The 23,244-nt window shown below is 68.2% G+C and carries 22 protein-coding genes; 8 read left to right on the forward strand and 14 right to left on the reverse strand.

The annotated features are described in order from the left end of the window. Window positions 1-5: 5 nt before the first annotated feature. The 5 genes from SACXIDRAFT_RS04330 to SACXIDRAFT_RS04350 form a co-directional block, all read right to left on the reverse strand. Window positions 6-1,202 (reverse strand): glycosyltransferase family 4 protein, encoded by a 1,197-nt coding sequence (locus SACXIDRAFT_RS04330; protein ID WP_006237267.1) that lies wholly within the window; start codon window positions 1,200-1,202, stop codon window positions 6-8. Window positions 1,203-1,251: 49 nt separating this feature from the next. Beyond that, window positions 1,252-2,304 carry a C40 family peptidase gene (locus SACXIDRAFT_RS04335; RefSeq protein ID WP_232285248.1) on the reverse strand — a complete coding sequence of 351 codons (1,053 nt, stop codon included), beginning with the start codon at window positions 2,302-2,304 and terminating at the stop codon, window positions 1,252-1,254. A 474-nt stretch (window positions 2,305-2,778) separates the two neighbouring features. After that, on the reverse strand, window positions 2,779-3,021 hold the full coding sequence (locus SACXIDRAFT_RS04340) for a hypothetical protein (protein WP_006237269.1): 243 nt from the start codon (window positions 3,019-3,021) through the stop codon (window positions 2,779-2,781). Between the two features lie 48 nt (window positions 3,022-3,069). Further along, complete coding sequence (locus SACXIDRAFT_RS04345; protein WP_006237270.1) at window positions 3,070-4,302, reverse strand: D-alanyl-D-alanine carboxypeptidase family protein; 1,233 nt, start codon at window positions 4,300-4,302, stop codon at window positions 3,070-3,072. Between the two features lie 82 nt (window positions 4,303-4,384). Further along, complete coding sequence (locus SACXIDRAFT_RS04350) at window positions 4,385-5,803, reverse strand: NYN domain-containing protein (RefSeq protein ID WP_006237271.1); 1,419 nt, start codon at window positions 5,801-5,803, stop codon at window positions 4,385-4,387. A gap of 117 nt (window positions 5,804-5,920) precedes the next feature. On the opposite strand from SACXIDRAFT_RS04350, the gene SACXIDRAFT_RS04355 reads away from it, so the two are divergent. Continuing rightward, entirely contained in the window at window positions 5,921-7,630 is a 1,710-nt protein-coding gene (locus tag SACXIDRAFT_RS04355) for a DEDD exonuclease domain-containing protein (RefSeq protein WP_006237272.1), read from the forward strand. 78 nt (window positions 7,631-7,708) lie between these two features. Beyond that, window positions 7,709-7,993, forward strand: coding sequence for an Lrp/AsnC family transcriptional regulator (locus tag SACXIDRAFT_RS04360; protein ID WP_006237273.1), 285 nt, complete (start codon window positions 7,709-7,711; stop codon window positions 7,991-7,993). Window positions 7,994-8,084: 91 nt separating this feature from the next. On the opposite strand, the gene qcrB is transcribed toward SACXIDRAFT_RS04360, so the two are convergent. The 4 genes from qcrB to ctaE all read right to left on the reverse strand — a co-directional run bounded on the left by qcrB (window position 8,085) and on the right by ctaE (window position 12,494). Continuing rightward, entirely contained in the window at window positions 8,085-9,746 is a 1,662-nt protein-coding gene (qcrB, locus tag SACXIDRAFT_RS04365; protein ID WP_006237274.1) for a cytochrome bc1 complex cytochrome b subunit, read from the reverse strand. Next, a complete protein-coding gene (gene qcrA / locus SACXIDRAFT_RS04370; protein ID WP_006237275.1) occupies window positions 9,743-10,891 on the reverse strand; it encodes a cytochrome bc1 complex Rieske iron-sulfur subunit in 1,149 nt (382 codons plus the stop codon). Before qcrA ends, qcrB begins: the two co-directional genes overlap by 4 nt. Before the next feature lie 103 nt (window positions 10,892-10,994). Continuing rightward, the gene (gene qcrC / locus SACXIDRAFT_RS04375; protein WP_006237276.1) at window positions 10,995-11,819 is read right to left on the reverse strand and encodes a cytochrome bc1 complex diheme cytochrome c subunit; all 825 of its coding nucleotides are present in this window, start codon (window positions 11,817-11,819) and stop codon (window positions 10,995-10,997) included. 45 nt (window positions 11,820-11,864) lie between these two features. Beyond that, on the reverse strand, window positions 11,865-12,494 hold the full coding sequence (gene ctaE, locus SACXIDRAFT_RS04380) for an aa3-type cytochrome oxidase subunit III (protein WP_006237277.1): 630 nt from the start codon (window positions 12,492-12,494) through the stop codon (window positions 11,865-11,867). A gap of 159 nt (window positions 12,495-12,653) precedes the next feature. Between ctaE and SACXIDRAFT_RS04385 the strand changes: the two genes are divergently transcribed. The 3 genes from SACXIDRAFT_RS04385 (at window position 12,654) to SACXIDRAFT_RS04395 (ending at window position 15,276) form a co-directional block, all read left to right on the forward strand. Next, window positions 12,654-13,064: a hypothetical protein gene (locus tag SACXIDRAFT_RS04385; RefSeq protein ID WP_006237278.1), complete on the forward strand. Its 411-nt coding sequence runs from the start codon at window positions 12,654-12,656 to the stop codon at window positions 13,062-13,064. A 184-nt stretch (window positions 13,065-13,248) separates the two neighbouring features. Then, on the forward strand, window positions 13,249-14,274 hold the full coding sequence (gene trpD / locus SACXIDRAFT_RS04390; RefSeq protein ID WP_006237279.1) for an anthranilate phosphoribosyltransferase: 1,026 nt from the start codon (window positions 13,249-13,251) through the stop codon (window positions 14,272-14,274). Window positions 14,275-14,331: 57 nt separating this feature from the next. Continuing rightward, window positions 14,332-15,276, forward strand: coding sequence for a MerR family transcriptional regulator (locus SACXIDRAFT_RS04395; RefSeq protein WP_006237280.1), 945 nt, complete (start codon window positions 14,332-14,334; stop codon window positions 15,274-15,276). A 74-nt stretch (window positions 15,277-15,350) separates the two neighbouring features. On the opposite strand, the gene SACXIDRAFT_RS04400 is transcribed toward SACXIDRAFT_RS04395, so the two are convergent. Further along, entirely contained in the window at window positions 15,351-15,767 is a 417-nt protein-coding gene (locus tag SACXIDRAFT_RS04400) for a cytochrome c oxidase subunit 4 (protein ID WP_006237281.1), read from the reverse strand. 50 nt (window positions 15,768-15,817) lie between these two features. Then, window positions 15,818-16,765, reverse strand: a complete 948-nt coding sequence (ctaC, locus tag SACXIDRAFT_RS04405; RefSeq protein WP_006237282.1) for an aa3-type cytochrome oxidase subunit II — start codon at window positions 16,763-16,765, stop codon at window positions 15,818-15,820. Window positions 16,766-16,902: 137 nt separating this feature from the next. Between ctaC and asnB the strand changes: the two genes are divergently transcribed. Beyond that, entirely contained in the window at window positions 16,903-18,831 is a 1,929-nt protein-coding gene (gene asnB / locus SACXIDRAFT_RS04410) for an asparagine synthase (glutamine-hydrolyzing) (protein ID WP_006237283.1), read from the forward strand. Window positions 18,832-18,928: 97 nt separating this feature from the next. On the opposite strand, the gene SACXIDRAFT_RS04415 is transcribed toward asnB, so the two are convergent. Together SACXIDRAFT_RS04415 and SACXIDRAFT_RS04420 are read right to left on the reverse strand one after the other, a co-directional pair. After that, entirely contained in the window at window positions 18,929-19,876 is a 948-nt protein-coding gene (locus SACXIDRAFT_RS04415; protein WP_040922457.1) for a carbohydrate kinase family protein, read from the reverse strand. Between the two features lie 221 nt (window positions 19,877-20,097). Beyond that, a complete protein-coding gene (locus tag SACXIDRAFT_RS04420; protein ID WP_006237285.1) occupies window positions 20,098-20,475 on the reverse strand; it encodes a HesB/IscA family protein in 378 nt (125 codons plus the stop codon). 136 nt (window positions 20,476-20,611) lie between these two features. Here SACXIDRAFT_RS04420 and SACXIDRAFT_RS04425 point away from each other — a divergent pair, with 136 nt between their 5' ends. Next, window positions 20,612-21,289 (forward strand): DUF3043 domain-containing protein, encoded by a 678-nt coding sequence (locus SACXIDRAFT_RS04425; protein WP_006237286.1) that lies wholly within the window; start codon window positions 20,612-20,614, stop codon window positions 21,287-21,289. A 123-nt stretch (window positions 21,290-21,412) separates the two neighbouring features. Beyond that, a complete protein-coding gene (locus SACXIDRAFT_RS04430) occupies window positions 21,413-22,408 on the forward strand; it encodes an aldo/keto reductase family protein (protein ID WP_006237287.1) in 996 nt (331 codons plus the stop codon). Between the two features lie 35 nt (window positions 22,409-22,443). Here SACXIDRAFT_RS04430 and SACXIDRAFT_RS04435 read toward each other — a convergent pair whose 3' ends face one another. Then, entirely contained in the window at window positions 22,444-23,169 is a 726-nt protein-coding gene (locus tag SACXIDRAFT_RS04435) for an IspD/TarI family cytidylyltransferase (RefSeq protein WP_006237288.1), read from the reverse strand. Window positions 23,170-23,244 lie beyond the last annotated feature (75 nt).

Here is a 23,244-nt window from a genome sequence, read left to right on the forward strand (position 1 = left end):
GGCGCTCAGCCGGCCGAGCGCCCGCTGTGCCGCAGCCGCAGGCCCGCGGCCCTGCCGAACGTGCGCTGCCCTGCGAGCAGGTCCGAAAGCCGCCGCGCGAGGACGTCCCACCGCCAGTGCTCGCTGACCCACCGCCTTCCGGCCTCGCCCATACGGCGGGCACGCACAGGGTCCGCGAGCAGCGCGGCGAGCGTGTCCACGAGCTGGCTGAGTTCCCTCCCGTTCACCACGTGCCCGGTGACCTCGTCCAGCACCGTCTCCGGTGCGCCGCCTGAGTCACCCGCGACCACGGGCAGGCCCGTCGCCGATGCCTCCAGGTAGACGATCCCGAGGCCCTCGACGTCGAGCCCCTTACCGCGCGTGCGAGCGGGCATGGCGAACACATCGCCCGCGGTGTAGTGCGCGGGGAGTTCCTCCCACGGCACCGAGCCCGTGAACACGACGTGGTCCGCGACGCCGCACTGCTCGGCGAGTTCCGTCAGCGCACCCCGGTAGGGGCCGCCTCCGACGAGCAGCAGCACCGCACCCGGAACGCGCCGCCGCAGCTCGGGAAGGGCCCGCACGAGCATGTCCTGTCCCTTGCGGGGCACCAGCCGTGACACGCACACCACCGTCGGCCGGTCGGAGAGCCCGTAACGTTTCCGCAGTTCAGAGCGCGCGGCGTCGTCGGGCCGGAAAAGCTGGGGGTCCACACCGGACGGCAGGTGCTCAAGGCCGGCCAGCGGGCCGAACGCCGACGCGAACCGGCGCCGGGTGTAGTGGCTGACGAATGTGAGCACGTCGGTGGTGGAGCCGATCCGGCGCAGTGCCTGGCGCGCCAGCGGCAACATCGACCACCCGACCTCGTGCCCGTGAGTGGAAGCGACCACCCGATCGGCACCGGCCCTGCGCAACGGCTCGGACAGCAGCGCGAGAGGAGCTGCGGCACCGAACCAGACGGTCTCGCAGTTCCGGGAACGCACGAGTTCCGCCGCGCGCCGCAGCACGTCGGGAGTGGGAAGCATGAGAGACGTGGGATGGCGGACCACCTCGAAAGGCTGTGCCGCGTCGAACTCGGGATGCGACCCCGATTCGCGCTCCCACGAGGGGGCGTAGACCACCAGGTCGTCCGAGGGCAACCGGGTGGCCAGCGAGTGCAGATACGACTGGATGCCCCCTGGCCGGGGCGGGAAGTCGTTCGTCACCAGCAACGTGCGAGGCATGGTGCGAGACTATCCCGCCCCGGTGGGGGCGCTGGCGCCGTGCCGGACCTCAGGCGACCCGGCGAGCGCCGCTGTACTCGGCCTGAAGCGGCGCGACCTTGACCACGTCACCCGTGGTGGGCGCGTGCACCATCTGGTCGTTACCGATGTAGATGCCGACGTGGTAGACCGGCGACCCGTAGAACACCAGGTCGCCCGGCTGGAGCTGCGACCTCGGGATCGCGGTCCCGTAGGTCGATTGCTGGCCGCTGGTGCGCGGGATGCTGATGCCGGCCTGCGCATAGGCCCACTGGGTCAGCCCCGAGCAGTCGTAGCTGTTCGGGCCCGTCGCGCCCCACTCGTACGGCTTGCCACGCTGGCTCAGCGCGGCGTTGATCGCGGTCTGTGCCGCAGCGCCCGAAGCGGGGATATTGCCGGGATCGGGGCCGGTGTCCTGCTGCTGGGCCTTGTCGGCCTCACTGAGCCGGTTCGCCTGCGCGGCGACCTCGGCCTTCTGCTCCTCCAGCTTCTCCTTGCGGTCCTTCAGGTCCGCGGCGATCTCGGCGGCCTTGTCCTTGGCCTCCTTCGCCTTCTGCTGGGCCGTCGCGGCCTCGGTTCTGCTCGCCTCCGCCCTGTCAACGGCACCCTTGAGCGCGCCGAGCGCCCGGTTCTTGTCCGCCGCGAGGAGATCGATGGCCGAGGAACGGTCGAGGAAGTCCTGCGGCGACTCGACCGTGAGCAACGCCGACAGCTTGTTCAACTGCGCGCCGCTCGTGAACGACGCGCCCGCGAACCGATCGACCTCCTTCCTGAAGACCTCTTCGTCCTCGCGTGCCTTCGCCTCCGCTTTCTTGGCCTTGCTCAGAGTCTTGTTGAGCTCGTCGAGCTCTTTCTCCTTGGCCTTGAGGTCCTCCTGCGCGGTGAGGTACTCCTCATTGAGCTTCTGCGCCTTGACGGCGAGTTCCCGGTACTTCTCCAGTGCCTCGGAAGCGCTCTGCGGTTGCGCGGGGGCGGGGACCGCGGGTGTCGCCGTCGCCGGCGTCTGGGCGAAGGTGACGACCGCGATCACGGCACAGGCCGCCAGCGCTCCCGACACCACACGTTTCACGGGATGCGACCGCACGTCGCGTGTGTCTCCTTTGCTCTCCGGCCGCCCGCCGGGCACCGTCGGCGACGTGCACACACCGGCGTGCCGGAGAACGTCATGACGCATCGAAGATCGCAATGCTGAATTCTCAGGCGAACCGGCGCGACATTGTCGCTTCGGGTCCGGCACAGCTCCCCGACAAGCTGTTTCGGCGGCGATCTCGCGTCGCCGCCCCCGGTGGAACGGCTACCTGGCGCGAGATCTCGGCCAGATTACGAAAGAGTGTTCAGCGCGTCCACCAACCCAGCGGAGGGAATCGGTGACCGTCCGTGCGTGAGCGTTCGGACCTGCACCTCGTCGCAAGATGTGACCAGCGCAACACGTAGGCCTTGTCAAGCCAACTACCGTTCACCTGATCGGATGGACCGCTCAACGAAAAGGCTTGGCGGACAGTGATCACGACGCCCCCGTGAATTCGTCCGACCCACCGCGGAATCCGGCCCCTGGACGTCACGCGACGGCATGCCGCAACGACGGCACCATTCCTCCCTCCGCGAGAAGCGAAATGGCCCGCAGTTCCTCCGAACTCCAGTGCATCGGCCCCTCCGCATCGACGACCACACCGACAACACAGTTCGCGCAATCGCGATCGCGGAACACGCACCGACGACAGTCGATGGTCACCACGGCCGAATCACGCCCGGCTCCGCCGACGGCTTCAACGGTTCCGCTGGATTTCTCGACCTCGTTCATGGGAATCAGCCTACGAACGACTCCGACAATTTTCGTTCACGCGGCACTTCACCTGCCGACGTACTCCCAGTGCCACGGTTCCTCACGGGGACTGCCCTCCTGAGCCCAGCGCGGAAGCAGCCACCCGAAATGCCTCGCATGCGCACGCATCCAGCGATGTTCGTCCGTGCCGAACGTTTCGACACCACCGCAGAGATCCACCGCGAGCCCCCAACCGTGAGTGCTCGTTCCCGGAGTCGCGGACAGTTCCGGTTTCCTCCGGTGCAGTCCCAACTGCATCTCCAAGGTCCGATAGGAATCCGTCAGGCACAACGGCTCGCCGAGTGCGTCGGAGTACGCCTCGGAAAGGGAGACAAGATCGCGGGCGGCGTCGCACCGCAACGCATGAGGCTCCTCGTCGAGAGGGCACAGCACGCCAGTCGGAATGAGCCCGTTGGGATAACCGGCCCAGCCCCGCCGCGCCGGATCAGGGCCGCCACCACCGGCACCGTCGGCGCCATCGGCTCCCCCGGCACCGCCTTTCAGAGGCCGGATTCCCCCGCAGTGCCATGACAGTGAGCCGGAGTCAGGAGGCATCGGCCTGCTCGGTCGCGTACCGAGGCTCGGCCGCACCACGTCCAGCACGGCGTCGTGGCCGGGCAGAGCCGCCACCACCACCGCGGCCGAGAGCGCGTCGGCGACCACGACCTCATCCTCACCGACGACGATGCCCACAGACTGGACGCCGTACCGCTCGGACCCCAGCACGACGAGATCACCAGGAGCGGCATCCTCGACCGCGACGCTCCGCCCCGTCGCCCACTGCGCCGCCGCCGATCCGGGCACGTCGAAACCCACCCGCCGGTACAGCGCGTGAACCAGCCCGTCACAGGAGAACGACTCCGGGCCATCACCGTCGGCCGCGTACGGGGACCCGACTGCGTCGAGCGCTCCCAAGACGACGACGGACACCTCCCTCGGCACCACCAGCGCACCCGCGTCCGGAGCCCACGCAACCCCACGCCGCCCGTCGCCTTCGGAACCGGGAACCGGCCGCAGCCCAGGGGGAAAGCGGCTTTCGTCGAGCAACGCCCGCGCAGGCGGGAGCCGGACACCGGCACGGTCGAGGACGCGAAGATGCTCGCGCCACTGTCTCGCCACGTGTTCACCGGGAAGGATCTCCGCCACACCGCCCACAGCGCTCACCCGGCTGTCCCGAGCCGCAGGCGAAGCCTCGGGGCGAGGTGCCGTCCACAGCGAGACCAGAACGACCAACGACAGTGACACTCCGAGTGCGCGCATCCCGCCTCCGTCACCGTGGGCACGACCGTGACGAGGGGGAATACCACTCCGGCACGCGTCGGAACGTGCGCGGCCGGACCTGTCAGACGCGCCCCAGCCGCGTCAGCAGGACGGCGGCGGGAACGGCGTGAGCTCCGGACGAGCACACCGAGGCCACCACGGCCTGATCCGACGTGGCGACCACCATGGGACGGCCATGGGGCTCCGACCGCACGAGCGTCCGGATCACGTCGTCGGCAAGCACGCCGGGATCGGAGAACAGCACCCGGACGTTCCTCGGCCCCGCAGCCGGAATGGAGGTGACGTCGGCGCCGTCGAAAACGACCGTGATCTCGGCACGAGTCCGCGCCGCGAGCGCTCCGAGCTGGCGCACCAGCCGCTGCCGTTGCTCCGCGAGCGAGAGCTCTGGGTAGCCGGTCTTGGTGATGTTGTAGCCGTCCACGATCACATGCACGCCCGGCAGCGCGAGGAGCGTGTCCAGCGTCCTCGGTTCCGAGACCCGGCCACCGCGTCTGCCCGCGTTGGCGCCGCGCACCGTGTCGGCGGGCCGCCTTGGCGTGCTGCCGACCGACAGCTCCCTCCGCAACCCGTCCACCGCGCCACTGAGCGTGTCGAGCAGCATGGACAGCCGCACCTCGTCGGCGTCCCGCGCCTCCCTTGCCGACTGGCGGGCCGCCTCGGCCTCGGCCATCGCCCGCTCCGCCATCGCCCGCTCGGCCTCGGCCTTCTGCCGCTCACGCTCCCAGCGCGCGGTGAGAGCTTCGATCTCGGCGTCCCGCTCCGCCTCCACGCGTTCCCGTGCCGCGACGGCCTCTGCGGCGGCGTCCTTGGCCTCGCGCACCACGACACCCTGCTCACGCAGCCGGCCGCGTAGCTTCACCACCTCGTCCTCGCGCTCGGTCCTGGCGCGTTCGACCGCCGCACGAGCGTCGTCCAGCTCGGCCCGCAGCCTGCCGATCTCCTCCTCCAGCCGCCGCACCCGTGCCACGGCGGCGTCGCGTTCGGCGCGCAGCGCGGACGCCTCGGTGTGACGCGCCACCAGCCGCACCCGGGAGGACGCGCTCGACTCGCCGAGCAGCACGGCAGCCGCGGCCGCCGCAACGGCGTCCTCGTCATTGGGATTCAGCGCATCGACGCGGTGCTCGCGCAGCCACTCCAGTACCGCGGTCCGGAACCGGGTCGAGTCCCGGAGCGCGGTCAGCAACGCCGATCCGCCCAGCCTGGCGCGTTTGGCAGGCGCGAACCGAGCGACCGGCCTGAGCTGGCGCGGAACGTCATCGCCGGGCAACCGCCCGAGAGCGGCTGCCGAGAGCTCGGCCACCCTTTCCCTGACCGGCTCGGGAAGACCGAGCCAGTCAACGGGTTCCGAGGACTCGGCCGGAGACTCGTCCCCCTCCGCGTGCGCGGGCCGGGCAGCCGCGCCGACGGGACCTCCGTCGGCTGACGGCGTTCCCGAGGACTCCTCCTCGGAACGCTCGGGGTACGCGGACGACGACAACATCGGTCCAGCTTAGGTTCTTCACGATCCAACCGCGCACTCGATTCGCCCACGACTCCGGTCACAAACCCGCCACACGGGCGCGGCGACTGTCGGTAGCGCTGCCTAGGGTGTCCGCTCATGCAGCTTGCGTTCGACGAGCTGGGCACTCCCCTGCGCGAGGTCACCTTCGTCGTTGTGGACCTGGAAACCACCGGCGGCGCTCCGGACGGCGGCAACATCACCGAGATCGGCGCCGTCAAGGTCAGAGGTGGCCGGGTACTCGGCGAGTTCGCGACCCTGATCAATCCGGGCACCTCCATCCCGCCGCAGATCGTGGCACTCACCGGCATCACAACCGCGATGGTCCACCACGCTCCCCGAATCGAGGAGGTCCTTCCCTCGTTCCTCGAATTCGCCGACGGCGCGGTGCTGGTGGCCCACAACGCCGGATTCGACACGTCGTTCCTCAAGGCTGCGTGCGGCAGGCACGGCTACGCCTGGCCGAACCCCACGGTGCTGTGCACGCTCAAGCTCGCGCGCAGGGTGTTGCGGCGAGAGCACACACCACGGCGGAGTCACCGGCTCTCCGCGCTCGCCGCCCTGTTCGGCTCCGCGACCACACCGAACCATCGCGCCCTCGACGACGCCCGAGCATGCGTGGACGTTCTGCACGGCCTCCTTGAGCGCGTCGGTTCACTCGGGGTGCAGTCGCTGGAGGAGCTGCTCGACTACCTTCCCGACATCACACCGGCGCAACGCCGCAAGCGTGATCTCGCCGCGGGCTTGCCGGAACGCCCCGGCGTCTACCTGTTCCGCGGCCCGTCCGACGAGGTGCTCTACGTCGGCACCGCGAGCAACCTCCGCCGCAGGGTGCGGCAGTACTTCACGTCGTCCGAAAGCCGTGGCCGCATCAAGGAGATGGTGGCACTCGCCGAGCGAGTCGAGGCCGTCGAGTGCGCGCATTCCCTCGAAGCGGCCGTGCGGGAACTCCGGTTGCTCGCCGCACACCGGCCCGCGTACAACCGCCGTTCCCGCAATCCCGGCAAGGTGTGGTGGGTGGTGCTCACCGACGAGCCGTTCCCGCGCCTGGCCGTCGTCCGCCGTCCCCGCGACGGAGCGTTCGGCCCTTTCAGCTCCCAGGCAGGCGCGAAGGCCGCTGCCGCCACGCTCGCCGACATCGCCGTGCTGCGCACCTGCACGCCGCGCATTCCCGCCACCGGCGCGTCGAGCCGTCCCTGCGTGCTGGCTGAGCTGGGCAGCTGCGGGGCTCCCTGCGCGGGAGAACAGAGCGTGGACGAGTACCGGCCGTCGGTGCGCCTGGTGTCCGGCCTCGTGAACGGTACCGATGCCACAGCGCTCGCCCTCGGCAGCGCCAAGCTGGCCGAGATCGCCTCGGCTCACCGCTTCGAGCGCGCGGCCCGCCGAAGGGACGAGCTGGCCTCGCTGCTCCGTGCCGTCGGCAAGCACCATCGGCTTACGGCGCTGGCCGCCATCGGTGAACTCGTCGCCGCCGCACCCGACGGCGCGGGAGGCTGGGAGTTCGCCGTCGTGCGCCACGGCAGGCTCGCCTCAGCCGGTGTCGCCAGGCGCGGCGTGCCGCCGCTGCCGGTGGTCGATTCCCTCGTGGCGGCTGCCGAGACGGTCTTGCCGGGCCCGGGGCCGTTACGGGGAGCCAACCCCGAGGAGACGTTGCTGCTGTGGCGCTGGCTCACGCGACCCGGCGTCCGGCTCGTTCGCACGTCCACGCCGTGGGCCGAACCGTTGCACGGCGCGGGTCGATGGCAGTCCTGGCTGGACGCGGCGGACACGGCGGTTGCGCTGGAGGCTGTCGGCGACGCCGCAGGGTGAGAACGTTCTCCCCCACCCCGTACGCTAACGACGGATTCGGTCCAACCCTCATTCGCCACGAACAGCAAGGAGGCCCCGTTGGTTACCGCGATCGTGCTCATCCACGCCGCGACGGACAGCATCCCGGAGACCGCGCAGGCGATCGCGGACATCGACGGCGTGTCCGAGGTCTACTCGTGTGCGGGCGACGTCGATCTCGTCGCCGTGCTGCGCGTGTCCAGCCACGAGCGGCTGGCCGACGTCATCCCGGGTCGCATCGGCAAGGTGCCCGGTGTGCTCGACACCGTCACCCACATCGCCTTCCGTTCCTACTCCAGCGCCGACACGGAGTCGGCGTTCGACATCGGTATCGACGGCGACTGAGAGCCCGGCAACTCCACACACGAGCACAAGGCCCCCGTCCCCACGGTCGATCGTGGGCACGGGGGCCTTGTTCGTTCAGCGTTCGTTCGGCCTAGTGCTGCCGGGGCGCCGACGCCTGCTCGGGCTGTGGTGCCTCGAGCTCGCCGCCGCCCGCGTAGCCACCCTGCTCGGCCCTCGCGCGTTCCAGCGCGGCGGTCTCCTCCGCCGGGTCCGGCGACCACATCGTGCCCGCCACCGGCTTGCCCGCGGTGCCGAGCTTGTTCATCTTCTTCGGCACCGGAGCGCCCTGGTACTCGAGCGGCACCGGGTGACCGTCGTGCACCGGCCCCAACGGCTGGTGCACCTCGATGAACTCACCGTGCGGCAACCGCTTGATGATGCCGGTCTCCACACCGTGCTCCAGCACCTCGCGGTCGGACCGCTGCAATCCGAGGCAGATCCGGTAAGTGATGTAGTACGCCAGCGGCGGCAGGATCAGCAGCCCGATCCGGCCTGCCCACGTCATCGCGTTCAGCGAGATGTCGTACTTGAACGCGATGATGTCGTTGAACCCGGACAGCTCCAGCACCATGAAGAACGTCAGCGCCATCACGCCGAGGCTGGTCCGTACCGGTGCGTCCCTCGGACGCTGCAACAGGTTGTGGTGCGCGGTGTCCTTCGACAGCTTCCGTTCGATGAACGGATACCCGATCAGCATCGCGAACAGGATGCCCATCCCGATCGCGCCCGCGAAGAACACCGGCGGCACCGTGTAGTTGCCCAGGTACAGCTCCCAGGCCGGGTAGATCCGCAGAATGCCGTCCGCCCACGCCAGGTACCAGTCGGGCTGCGACCCCGCCGACACCTGCGACGGGTTGTACGGCCCGAGGTTCCACACCGCGTTGATCTGGAACAATCCGGACATCAGCGCGATGAAGCCGGTGACGACCGCGAACCACGCACCGCCCTTGAGCGCGAACACCGGCATGATCCGCACGCCGACGACGTTGGTCTCCTTGCGCCGCACGCCGGGGAACTGCGTGTGCTTCTGGTACCACACCAGCGCGAGGTGAGCGGCCACCAGAGCCAGCATCAGACCCGGGATGATCAAGATGTGCAGCGCGTACATCCTCGGCACGATCACCGTGCCGGGGAACTCGCCGCCGAAGAGCGCCCAGTGCAACCAGGTGCCGATCACCGGAACCGAGAGCACGATGCCGGACAGCGTCGCGCGGATACCCGTACCGGAGAGCAGGTCGTCCGGCAGCGAGTAACCGAAGAAGCCCTCGAACATGCCCAGGATCAGCAGCAGCGCGCCAATGACCCAGTTGGCCTCACGCGGCCTGCGGAACGCGCCCGTGAAGAACACGCGGAACATGTGGACGAACATCGCGGCCACGAAGATCAGCGCGGCCCAGTGGTGCACCTGCCGGATGAACAGGCCGCCCCTGACCTCGAACGAGATCTCCAACGTCGATTCGAAGGCCCGCGACATCTCCACGCCCTGGAGGTTGCGGTAAGGGCCGTCGTAGACGACCTCGGCCATCGAGGGGTCGAAGAACAGCGTCAGGTAGATCCCCGAGAGGATCAGGATGATGAAGCTGTACAGAGCCAGCTCACCCAGCAGGAACGACCAGTGGGTCGGGAACACCTTGTTCAACTGGTGTCGCAGACCCTTGGCCATGAGGTACCGCTGGTCGGCGTTGTTCGCGGCCTGTGCGGCGTGCTTGGCGAGCAAGCCGGAGCCCTTCGTCGGCGTAGTGAGTGAGCTCATGACTTGCGCTCCCAATAACCCGGTCCGATCGGCTCGATGAAGTCGTGCCGAGCGATGAAATAGCCGTCGGTGTGCACCGCGATGGGCAGCTGCGGCAACGCGCGGGTCGCCGGACCGAACACCGGCTTGGCGTACTGCAGCATGTCGAACTGCGACTGGTGGCACGGGCACAGCAGGCGGTTGGTCTGCTGCTCGTACAGCGACGCCGGGCAACCCACGTGTGTACAGATCTTCGAGTACGCGTAGTAGGTGCCGAAGTTGAAGTCCTCCTGGCCCTTGCGCTTGACGACCCGCTCGGCGTCCTCGGCGCGCAGCCGGATGAGCATCACGGGGTTGTCGGAGCGCTTGAGCGCGACGGACAGCGCGTGCGAGTCACCGCGTTCGGACTCCCTGAACGGGAACACCGTCTCCATGCCACCCGCGTCGAGATCCTCGGGGCGGACGAGGGAGATCTCCTCCGGGTTACCTGTGTTGCGACGGAGGTAGACGATCTCGCCGGGGTACTGCGGCATCCACCCGGTGTGGAGCAGCGAATCCGGGCTGTCGGGGTTCTCCCACGGGTCCTTGATGAAGCCCGCGAGCGGCAGCGCCACCGTGCCGAGACCGAGAACGCCCGCGCCGAGACCGGCGGTGCGCTTGATCATCGAACGGCGGGCGATCGTGCTGCGCTCTCCCGAGTCGGCGAGCTGGGCGACGAGGGTCTGCCTGTCGATCTCGGCGGAGCCCTTGCCCATGTTGTCGCTGCGCTGTTGCACGGCGAGCTCGTCGGGAACGAACCGCTTCGTGTAGAGCAGGACACCGATCGACAGTGCGAGCACCGACACGCCCAGCGTGATACCCAGCGCCGGGGTGTAGAGGCTGTACCAGAAGTGTCCGTTCTCGTCCGACGGCGGCACGTACTCCGACGGCCACCAGATCAAGGCTCCGAGGAACGCGAGACCCGCGAGCGTGGCGAGGATGAACCACATCGCCACCGCTCGCTGAGCCCGCTTCTCGGCCCTTGTGCCCTTGACCGGCCAGGGCTCGGGGTAGTTGACGATCTCGACCCCGTCCAGCTTCGCACCGAGCCGGACGAGTTCGTCACGGCTCATGGCCGCGAGCTCTTCGTCGCTCGGCCGCTGTTCTGGCCCGTTACCGCTACTCATGCTGTCTGAACCTGCCTCGCTGTGCTCCGCGTGCAGGGCATAAGCCCCTCACCCTTGGCCTTCCCGGCTGAACGCCACCGTGGCTCGACTGGCGCGCTCATCGTTACGCCCTCGAACCGATCCACAGCGTCGCGCCGATCAGCGCACCGATACCGACGACCCAGGCGATCACGCCTTCGGAAGCCGGCCCGAGGCCGCCGAGCGGGTTGCCGCCGGGAGCGTTGTTGCTGCCCGACACCGACTTCACGTACGCGATGATGTCCTGCTTCTCCTCGGGGGAGAGCTGGCGGTCGGAGAACTTCGGCATGTTCTGCGGACCGGTCAGCATCGCGGTGTAGATCTCTTCCTCGGAGGCGGGTTCGAGCGGCGGAGCGTACTTGCCCGCCGACAGCGCACCGCCCTGCCCGGTGAAGTTGTGGCACGACGCGCAGTTCAGGCGGAACAGCTCGGCTCCGCGCGCCGGGTCGGAGCCGCGAAGCTCGGCACCCGACTCCGCGGGGCGCTGCGGACCGCCGCCATTGGCCTGGATGTAGGCGCCGAGCGCGTCGATCTGCTCCGGGGTCAGCTTCGGCGGCTTCCGCGCGGCCTGCGCTTCCTGCCGGACCATCGGCATGCGACCGCTGGAGGTCTGGAAGTACACGGCGGCCTCACCGACACCGATCAGGCTCGGACCGCGATCCTGGACACCCTGGAGATTTTCTCCGTGACAGCTGATGCAGCTGTTGTTGTAGATCTCCTCGCCCTTGCGGATGAGAGCAGGGTCCTCCTGGGCCTGCGCGGTCTGCGGCTCCGGCGCGAACACGGCGTAAAGGCCGCCCGCGCTCAGCAGCGCGACCCCGAGGGCCAGCGTGCCTGCCATCCTGCGACGGAATTTCGTGCGACGACCCGCCCGCCTCTCCGCGGCGTCGGGCTTCTTCTTGAAGAACATCTTCTGCGGCAACCCTTGCTGTCAGTTCGGCCGAATGCTTCGAGGTCAGGGAACGATGTAGATCACCGCGAACAGGCCGATCCACACGATGTCAACGAAGTGCCAGTAGTACGAGACGACGATCGCCGAGGTCGCTTGCGCCGGCGTGAACTTGCTGAGCTTCGTTCGCATCAGCAGGAAGACGAACGCGATGAGACCACCGATGACGTGCAGGCCGTGGAAACCGGTGGTCATGAAGAACACCGTGCCGTAGGCGCCCGACGGGATGGTCACACCCTCGTTGACGAGAGTGATGTACTCGCCGACCTGGCCCGCGACGAAGACCGTGCCCATGAGCAGGGTGATGAGGTACCAGCGACGGAGCCCGAACACGTCACCACGCTCCGCGGCGAAGACGCCGAACTGGCAGGTGAACGACGACGCCACCAGGATGATCGTGAACGGCAGCGCGTACGCGATGTCCAGGTGGATCGGCTCGCCCGTCGCCTCGTTGATGGGCGGCCAGATTCCGGAGTCGTTCTGGGCCTTGACCGTGAAGAACATGGCGAAAAGGCCAGCGAAGAACATGAGCTCGCTGGACAGCCACACGATCGTGCCGACACTGACCATGTTCGGCCGGTTCAGCGAGTGCACTCGCTGGCTGATGGAAGGAGCTGCCGTTGTCACGGCTCGCATTATGTCTCCCCTCGACCGGGCGCCGCAGATCGGGTCCTACGGACGGTCGTGCACGAACGGAAAACGCTACCGAAGCCACCCTGAACCCGCTGGGTAACGAGGGGGTACGACCGATAGCATGAGGCTCGTCACCATCGTCGAGGCGCAAAGGACGCGAGGATGACCGAGCCGGCGAAGAAGATCCTGGTTTTCAGCCACAAGGCGGAGGTGCGCGACTCGATCATCAACGCGGTCGGCAGGCGGCCGGCCGCCGACCTGGGCAAAGTCACCTACGTCGAAGCGGCAGGCGTCGCCGACGTGCTCGTCGAGATGGACTCCGGTGAGATCGACCTCGCCATCCTGGACGGTGAGGCGCAGCCCACCGGTGGTATCGGTCTCAGTCGCCAGCTCAAGAACGAACTGGCCGACTGCCCGCCTATCGTGGTGGCAGTACGCCGCAGGGACGACCGCTGGCTCGCCACCTGGTCGCAGGCCGACGCGGTCCTCGTTCACCCCCTCGACCCGCTCGCTGCGGCCGAGACCGTCGCGGACGTGCTGAGGAACCAGCGCGTGCCCGCGGTCAACGGCTGACCCGGCCGGACGAGATCGGCCGCGGCTCGCTCGTCGAGGAAGAACCCGGACGAGCGAACGCCGCGACACTCGCGCGCCGGTCGATGGCGACACGGCGTGGCAACTGTGATGATCGTGACTCGCCGCGCGGGTCACGTCCGATGAGATCCGCCGGACCACGCCGGTCCCGGCACCGGAGATGAACATGCCTGAGCACACCTGGCCCACCGTCCTCAACCAGCTCATCGAGCGGATCGACCTCTCCGAGGACGCCACGGCCTGGGCGATGGACCAGGTGATGTCGGGCGAGGCCACGCCTGCTCAGATCGCGGGCTTCGCCGTGGCGTTGCGTGCCAAGGGTGAGACCGCGACCGAGATCTCCGGCATGGCACAGGCGATGCTCGCGCACGCGAAGCGGGTGGACCTGCCGATGCGGACGGTGGACATCGTCGGCACCGGTGGCGACCGCAAGGGCTCCGTGAACATCTCCACCATGACCTCGCTCGTGGTGGCCGCGGCAGGCACTCCGGTGGTCAAGCACGGCAACCGCGCGGCCTCGTCGAAGTCCGGCGCCGCCGACGTCCTCGAAGCACTGGGCGTGTCGATCGACTCCGATCCCGACGACGTGCGGCGCTGCGTCGAGGAGATCGGGATCGGGTTCTGTTTCGCACCCGTCTTCCACCCCGCCTACCGGCACACCGGTCCGCCACGGCGTGAGCTGGGTGTGTCCACCGCGTTCAACCTGCTCGGCCCGCTCACCAACCCCGCCCAGCCGTCGTCGGGGCTCATCGGGTGTGCCTACCTCGACAAGGCCCCCGTTCTCGCCGAGGTGTACGCAAGGCGCGGCCACAGCGTGCTGCTCGTGCGCGGAGACGACGGCTTCGACGAGATCACCACCACGACGACCAGCACGGCCTGGGTGGTGTCGGGCGGCAAGGTCCGCACCACGAGCATCGACCCCGAGGCGCTCGGCATCCCGCTCTCGGGCCCCGACGACCTGCGTGGTGGTGACGCCAGAGCCAACGCCGAGGTCGTCAGGGAACTCGTCGGCGGCAAGACGGGCCCGGTACGCGACGCGGTACTGCTCAACGCGGCCGGTGCGCTCGCGGCCTACGCGGGCTTCTCGGACGACCTCACCGCCGACCTGCGAGCCGGTCTGGAACTGGCGACTCGCGCCATCGACTCCGGTGCGGCTGCGGACCTGCTGACCCGCTGGATCAATCGGGGCTGACCCGCTGTCGCGACTGGGCCTTGAGTCTGCCCCGAGGGGAGACGCCACGGTGAGGACATGGACGACGGCTCGCTCTACTCCATCGGTGATCTCGCCCGCCTGACGGGCGTCAGCGTCAAGACGATCCGGCGCTATTCCGATCGGGGGATCGTTCCGCCGACCGACCGCACCCAGGCCGGTTACCGCCGCTACGACGTCCACGCCGCCGCCCGCCTCGCCCTGGTGCGCACCCTGCGGGAGCTGGGGCTCGGCCTGACCGTGATCCGGGAGGTGCTCGACCGGGAGTCGTCACTGACCGAGGTCGCCGCGATGGAGGCCGATGCTCTGGCCGAGCAGATCCGCGTACTCCAGGTGCGGCAGGCGGTGCTGACAACGTTGACGCGGATGGCAGGCCACGAACCGACACCGTGGGAGATCGACCTCATGCATCGAGTAGCCACGCTGTCCGACGCGCAGCGTCGTCAGCTGATCGACGAGTTCCTGGACACCGCACTCGGGGACGGTTTCACCGACCCGGCCCTCGTGGGAATCCGCCGTTCGCTGGTGCCCGAACTCCCCGCCGACCCGAAGCCCGATCAGTTGGAGGCCTGGATCGAGCTGGCAGAGCTGGCACAGGACGACGGGTTCCGCTCACTCATGCGTACGCTCGCCGATCACCACGCGGCCGAACGCAGGCGGTACGACAGCATGCTGCCGCGACCGGACCTGTCGCAGGCCGTTCGCGACCGGGTCGCTCCCGCGATCGACGCGGGACTCGACCCGGCCTCCCCCGTCGCCGACGCCATCCTGACCGACGTCGCGGTGTGCTACGCGACGGCTCTGGGTCTCACCGACGACCAGGACAGCCGAGCTCGGCTGCTGCGCTGGCTCGACGCCGCCCACGACCCGCGACGCGAGCGCTACCTGCACCTGCTCGCCACCGTCAACGGCTGGGCGCCGCCGGAGAGCCTGCGGCCGGTGTTTGCCTGGTGCCTGGCGGCATCACGCGCTCGCGAGCAGTAGCCCGCACACGAAAGTGGGGTCCCGGCGAACCGGGACCCCACTTCGAGGATCGTGGCGACCGTTCTACGGTCAGGTCAGTGGCTCGGACCGGTGTGGTACTCGAACACCAGGCCAGCCACGGTGATCAGCAGCACCACGACGCCCACAATGATCAACCAAGGCTGCCAGAACGCCAGCGCCACGCCCGTCAGAGAGGCCGCCGCGGCAATGCCCACCGGCCAGTAGCTGCCGGGGCTGAAGAAACCGAGCTCACCGGCGCCATCGCTGATCTCGGCGTCCTCGTGGTCCTCAGGACGCGGCTCGATACGCCGGGCCACGAACCGGAAGTAGCTGCCCACCAGCAGCGCGAGCCCGCCCGTCAGCATGAGCGCCACCGTACCGATCGGCTCGATGCCGTCCTCAGTCATCTGGGCGGTGAGCACCGCATAGACGGTCGCGACGACGAAACCGAAGATCGCGACGATGTCGAAAACCCGAGCTTCGACCTTCATGAGCGTGTGTCCTTCTTACTCGATCGCTGGGTCACTTCTCGATCGCCGGGTCAGCCCGACGCCGTCCGCGCGGTGCGGTCGGTCGTGAATGGGCTCGTGGTCGTCGCGACCGGGCTGCACAGCTTCTCGTCGCACCCCTCGCCCTGCATCACCGACAGTGCCTCAGCCGCGGTGTTCGGCTGTCCCGTCTGCGGGTTGATCTGGGTGCGCAGTTCCAGGTACCGGTCGAACTTGTCGGGCGAGAGAGCACGGATCTCGAAGTTCATCATCGCGTGGTAGGTGCCGCACAGCTCGGCGCAACGGCCGACGAACGCACCTTCCCTGTCGATGGTGTTCTGGAACGAGTTGTCCTGGTTGTTCTTGTCCGGGTGCGGCATCACGTCACGCTTGAAGTGGAACTCCGGCACCCAGAACGAGTGAATGACATCGGTGGAGACCAGGTTGTACTGGATCTTCCGATCGGTGGGCAGCACCAGCAGCGGGATCTCGCTCGAACTCCCCACCGTGGTGACGGGCTGGCCGTTCTGGGCCGTGGTGTCCGGATAGGTGAACTCCCAGTTCCACTGGAAACCGGTGACGTCCACGACGACGTCGGGGTCGTCTTCCTTGGCCAGAACCGATTGCTCGGTGACGGTCGTGAAGAAGAACAGCACGCAGACCATGACCACCGGCAGCACGACGACGAACAGCTCAAGCGGAACGTTGTACTGGAACTGCCTCGGCAGGGGCTCGGTCTTGTTCTTCTTCTTGCGGTGGAACGCGACCGTCCAGAAGATCAGTCCCCACACGATCACGCCGACGACGAGCGCGGCGACGACCGACCAGGTCCAGAAGGTACGCATCTTGTCGGCTTCCGGCGTGACACCGTCGGGCCAACCGAACCGCAGAATCTCCTCGCCGGAGCAACCGGTCACCGTCAAAGCGACAAGCGCGGCGAGCGCGGCTAGTTTGCCTGCCCTGCCTCGTCGTGTGCCCCGGGTGCGCACTGGAACGCCCACTCCGTGATGCCTCCTCGCCCGATCCTTGCAACGCATGGGACTCTAGCCGAGACCCGGGACGGCGGCGTCACCGCCTTCCCCGGCATACTTGCGACTTACGACTCAATCTCTCATGAGCAAAGGGTGTGTGAAACGGCGTGTGCGGCCTGCTTGGACTGGTCTGTGGCAGTGAGGATGACGCGGCGAACGCGCGAGACGCCGTCGGCCGCGCCCTGCGCTGCCAGCGGCATCGCGGCCCCGACGAGACCGACACCTGGGCCGATGCGGAGATCGTCTACGGCTTCAACCGACTGTCCGTCATCGACGTCGATCTCTCGCACCAGCCGCTGACGTGGGGCCCCGAGGACAACCCGACCCGGTACACCATCAACTTCAACGGTGAGATCTACAACTACCTCGAACTGCGCGAGGAGTTGGCGAAGGATCACGGTGCGAAGTTCGCCACAGAGGGCGACACCGAGTCGATCGTGGCGGCCTACCACTACTTCGGCCCCGCCGCGGTCGGGCGGCTTCGAGGCATGTTCGCGTTCCTGATCTGGGACTCCGAACGGAAAGTGCTCTTCGGCGCCCGCGACCCGTTCGGCATCAAGCCGCTGTACTACTCCTGCGGCCCGAACGGCGTCGCCTTCGCGAGCGAGAAGAAGAGCCTCCTCGAACTGTCCTCCGCCCTCGGCGTCGAGGACGAACTCGACCGCACGGCTCTGCAGCACTACCTGACGTTGCAGTACGTACCGGAGCCCGAATCACTGCACAGGGGCATCCGCAGGATCGAGTCGGGTACGTCGTTCACGGTGGTTCCCGGTGGAGAACCGAAGATCGAGCGGTACTTCTCCCCCGAGTTCCGCGCACAGCCGGTCTCGGGCCCCTACGGGGTCGCGGCGCTCCACGAGAGCATCGCCGAGGTGCTGCGCGACTCCGTGGCCAAGCACATGCGTGCCGACGTCACGGTCGGCTCGTTCCTGTCCGGTGGCATCGACTCCACCGCCATCGCCGCGCTGGCGAAGGAGCACAATCCGAACCTGATCACGTTCACCACCGGGTTCGAGCGTGAGGGCTACTCCGAGGTCGATGTCGCGGCCGAGTCCGCCGCGGCGATCGGGGTCAAGCACGTGGTCCGCACCGTCTCCGCCGAGGAGATGATGGACACGCTCCCGCTGATCGTGTGGTACCTCGACGACCCTGTCGCTGACCCCGCACTCGTGCCGCTGTGGTTCATCGCGCGCGAGGCCCGCAAGCACGTGAAGGTCGTCCTGTCCGGCGAGGGCTCCGACGAGTTGTTCGGCGGCTACACGATCTACCGGGAACCGCTGTCGCTGGCGCCGTTCGAGAAGGTCCCCGGCGGGGTGCGCAAGCTCATCGGCAAGGCGTCCGGTCTGATCCCCGAAGGCACCAGGGGCAAGGACCTCCTGCGCAGGGGTGCGCTGTCGCTCGAGGAGCGCTACTACGGCAACGCGCGGCTGTTCCGCGACGACCAGCTGAGGCCGATCCTTCGCGCCTTCCGCGAGGGTGTCGGACACCGGGACGTCACAGCGCCCTGGTACGAGCTGTCCCGGGGGTGGGACCCCGTGGCACGCATGCAGCACGTCGATCTCTTCACCTGGCTTCGCGGCGACATCCTCGTGAAGGCCGACAAGGTGACGATGGCGAACTCGCTCGAGCTGCGGGTTCCTTTCCTCGACTCCGAAGTGTTCCGCGTGGCTTCGACGATCCCGCTCGATCAGAAGATCACCAAGGAGACCACCAAGTTCGCGCTGCGCCGCGCGCTGGACGGCATCGTTCCCGCGCACGTGCTCAACCGGCGCAAGCTCGGTTTCCCCGTCCCGATCCGGCACTGGCTGCGGTCCGACATGCACGACTGGGCCAGGGGCATCATCAACGACTCGAAGACGGACGACCTGCTCGACAAGCGAGCCATCCTGGCCATGCTCCAGGAACATCGCGACGGCTCGCTCGACCACAGCAGGCGGTTGTGGGCGCTTCTCGTGTTCATGCTGTGGCACGGCATCTTCGTCGAGCACCGCATTAAGCCCGAGGTTCCCGAGCCGCACTACCCGGTCAAGCTGTAGCACCCGGCTGCGGCGGGCGTCGGACAATGCTCGCCGCGGCTTCCCGGACCCGTTGGCAGACAGCGCCCGCGCTACCACGCCGGCGCTGTCTGCCTCATCACGCCACGACGGTGCTCAGCGCTCCCTCGATGTCGGCGGCTGCGTCGTCACCGTAGGTCTCACCGAGCCGATCCATCGCGGTGCCGAGGTCGAACGCCCATTCCTGGGTGCCGACGGTCTCGAGCACATTCACGGCAACCAGGCATCCCAGCTGCGCCGACCGCTCCAGCGAGAGGCCGTGGTACCTGCCCGCGACGAAACCGGCACGGAAAGCGTCCCCCACCCCCGTGGGGTCGGTGGTCGCCCGTGCCCGCACGGCCGGGACCCGCATCCGTTCGCCGTCGGAATCCACAATCTCGACACCGTCGGCGCCCCTGGTCGTCACCCTGAGGCCGACCCGTGCGAGCACGTCGTCCTCGCTCCAGCCGGTCTTGCGCAGCAGCAGTTCCCACTCGTAGTCGTTGCTGAACAAGTACGCCGCGCCATCGATGAACTGCCGGGTCTGCTCGCCGTCCATCCTGGCGAGCTGCTGCGAAGGGTCGGCCGCGAACACGTAATCACGCTGGCGGCATTCCTCGGCGTGCCTGAGCATGGCCTGCGGGTCATCCGGGCTGATGAGCACGAGGTCGAGCCCACCGAGCCGCTCGGCGACGGGTGCCAGTTCGATCTCGCGTGCCTCGGCCATCGCACCCGTGTAGAACGTCGCGATCTGGCAGAGGTCGTCGTCGGTGGTGCACACGAACCGGGCCGTGTGAGCCACCTCCGACACATGCACGCCGGAGGTGTCCACGCCGTGCCTGCGTAGCCAGGAACCGTAGTCGGCGAAGTCCGCGCCGACGGCGCCGACCAGCACAGGAGAGCGCACCCCGAGCACGCCGAGACCGAACGCGATGTTGGCACCGACCCCACCTCGGCGAACAACGAGGTCGTCGGCGAGGAAACTGAGCGAGACGCGATGCATCTGCTCGGCAACGAACTGGTCGGCGAACCGGCCTGGGAAATGCATGAGGTGGTCGGTCGCGATGCTGCCGCAGACGGCGATGCGGGACGGCGCTGGTGAGTTCACAACGCTCGATTCTGCCGTACCCCGGACACGCCGACTCCCAGAGCGTCCTGCCGCGATCGGACGGCGGGATTCCCTGGGAGCGACGGGTCTGACTGCCGCGCGAGCCGGGCTCCGGCTCGACGGCTCGGTTACCGAGACTTCGAGACTCGGCGACTGAAGGCTCAGTGGAAGGAGTCGCCGCAGGCGCAGGAGCCACCGGCGTTCGGGTTGTCGATCGTGAAGCCCTGCTTCTCGATCGTGTCAACGAAATCGATCTCAGCGCCGTCCACGTAGGGGGCGCTCATGCGGTCAACGGCCACCCGCAGGCCGTCGAAGTCCCGGAACAGGTCGCCGTCCAGCGTGCGCTCGTCGAAGAAGAGCTGGTAGCGCAGACCCGCGCAGCCACCGGGTTGCACGGCGATGCGCAGGTGCATGTCGTCCCGGCCCTCCTGGTCGAGCAGCGCCTTCGCCTTGGCGGCAGCGGCCTCGGTCAGCTTGACGCCGTGCGTGGCCTCGCCGGCGTCGGTGGAGGTGTTGCCGGTCTGCTCAGCGGTCGTCATGACTCTCCCTCACGGTCTTGGTTCAGGCGGGTACCGGCTCCAACACGCCGGGCACCCGTTCTGTTCCCACGGTCCATGGTGTCACATTCGCCGACCGGATGAACATGCCGAGTGTGGGCTGCAATACCCTGGTGAGGTGAGGTTCCTGCGTCGTTCGAGCACCGAAGAGGCCGACACCACCAACGGCACGGCCGCCGAATCCGGCACGGCAGCCGAGGACGGCGCCTCCCCCGCCGGCGCCCGCCGCAAGGGTTACACCCCGGCCAAGGGGCGTCCCACGCCCAAGCGCAGGGAGGCCGAGGGCAGGCGGCGAGGTCCCGTCGCTCCCCCGCCTCGCACCACCAGGGAAGCCATCCGCCGCAGCCGTGAGCTGCGCAAGAAGAACCCGATGGCCAAGGAGGAGCGGCGCGCCGCGACGCGCGAGCGACGGGAACGCATGCTCGCGGGCGACGAGCGCTACCTGCTCCCGCGCGATCGGGGACCGGTCAAGGCCTACGTCCGCGACCTCGTTGACTCGCGCCGCAATGTGCTCGGGTTGTTCATGCCCATGGCCATCGTGGTGTTCGTCACCCTGCTGATCCCGATCATGCAGGTGCAGCAGTACGCGACGTTGCTCACCACCGTGGTACTCCTCGGCATGATCGTGGAGGGTTTCCTCAACGGCAGGCGGATCAGCAAGCGGGTCAGGGAGAAGTTCCCGAAGGAGAACATCAGGGGAGCCTCCATCGGCTGGTACGCGTTCGTGCGCGCCAGCCAGCTGCGCAAGCTCAGGGTGCCGAAGCCCAGGGTGAAGCCGGGCGACCAGGTTGACTGACTGTCACTGACGCCTGCCTTCAGCGTTCACAGCGTGCGAACCGACGTGCGCAGGCCGCGGACACGGCGCCGAGACAACCGAAGTCGTTAGGTTTGCGAAAGAAGTGCCCACTAGGCTGACGCCATGGAGTTTCGTCGTCTCGGCCGCAGCGGCCTTTCCGTCAGTGAGATCTCGTACGGCAACTGGCTCACCCACGCCTCCCAGGTTGAGGAAGAGCAGGCACACGCCTGCATCAAGGCCGCCCTGGACGCGGGTATCACCACCTTCGACACCGCCGACGTCTACGCGAACACCGCAGCGGAATCGGTGCTCGGACGCGGATTGGCCGGGCAGCGAAGGGAAAGCCTCGAAATCTTCACCAAGGTCTTCTGGCCGACCGGACCCAAGGGCCCGAACGACAAAGGCCTCGGACGCAAGCACATCATGGAGTCGGCCCACGCGTCGCTGACGCGGCTCGGCACCGACTACATCGACCTCTACCAGGCCCACCGCTTCGACCACACGGTGCCGCTCGAGGAGACCATGAGTGCGTTCGCCGACCTGGTCAGGCAGGGCAAGGTGCTCTACATCGGAGTCTCGGAGTGGACGGCCGAGCAGATCGCGCGCGGTGCCGCGCTCGCGCGTGAGCTGAAGATCCCGTTCATCTCCAACCAGCCGCAGTACAACATGCTGTGGCGTGTCATCGAGGAGCAGGTCGTGCCGGCCTGCGAGCGCGAGGGGCTCAGCCAGATCGTGTGGTCGCCCATCGCGCAGGGTGTGCTGACGGGCAAGTACCGGCCCGGCCAGCCGCTGCCGGCCGGTTCCAGGGCCACCGATCAGAAGGGTGGCGCGCGGATGGTCGAGCGCTACCTGCGTGACGAGGTGCTCACCCGCGTCGAGAAGCTGCGACCGCTGGCCGACCAGGCTGGCCTGACGCTCGCCCAGCTCGCGGTGGCGTGGGTGCTTCAGAACGGCAACGTCGCGTCGGCCATCATCGGCGCGTCGCGGCCCGAGCAGGTGCATGAGAACACCAAGGCAGCGGGCGTCAAGCTCGACGACGACCTGATGACCGCCATCGATGAGGTCCTCGACGGTGTCGTGGAACGCGACCCCGGCCAGACCAAGAGCCCGATCCTCTGAACAATCGAAGCCGGAGGGGCGTGGCAGCCGCCTGCTCACGCCCCTCCGGCGAGCACCTGCTCCGCGATCACCAGGTCGTGCGGGTAGGTGACCTTGATGTTGCGTTCCTCTCCGCGCACCCAGCGCACGGGGAGCTCGGAGAACCGTTCCATGCACGACGCCGTGTCGGTGCCGGCGAAACCCTCGGCCTCGGCCTGTTCGTAGGCCGCCAGCAGCGGAGCGGCCCGGAACCCCTGCGGGGTCTGCGCCCGCACCAGAGTCGCTGTGTCCGTGCCGGTGACCGTCTCACCGCCGGTGCCTTCCAGCGCCACGATGTCGTCGGCGACGAGACCGGGAAGGGCCGCCCCGTGCTCCCGCGTCACCCGCAACACCTCCGCGATCAACGCCGTGCTCACCAGCGGGCGTGCGCCGTCGTGCAACAGAACCGCGTCAACGGCCCCCGATTCGATACGGCTTTCGAGGTGCCGTAAGGCGAACAGCTCCGATTCCTGCCTGCTCCGTCCACCATGGACTGTCTCGACGGGGATTCCGGCGAGTTCCTCGCTCAGCACGTGTTCCACCAGATCCGAGTCCACAGGCCGGGTCACCAGGACGAGGACGTCGATGCCCTCGACCCGCGAGAACGCCTCCAGTGACCACGACACGACACTGCGACCGGCCAGTGGCAGGTACACCTTGTTGGTCGCAGCCCCCACTCGCGTTCCCGCACCACTGGCCAACACGACTCCGGCCGCCCCCGGCGACGTCCGCCCACCCGCCATGGCGTGATCCTAAAGGCCCCTCCCCCAAGCCTCGTGTCCGCACCTCCTGCACCCGTGTCCGCATTTCCTGCACCC

Source organism: Saccharomonospora xinjiangensis XJ-54 (assembly GCF_000258175.1).
In the GTDB taxonomy this organism is placed as follows: Bacteria; Actinomycetota; Actinomycetes; order Mycobacteriales; family Pseudonocardiaceae; genus Saccharomonospora; species Saccharomonospora xinjiangensis.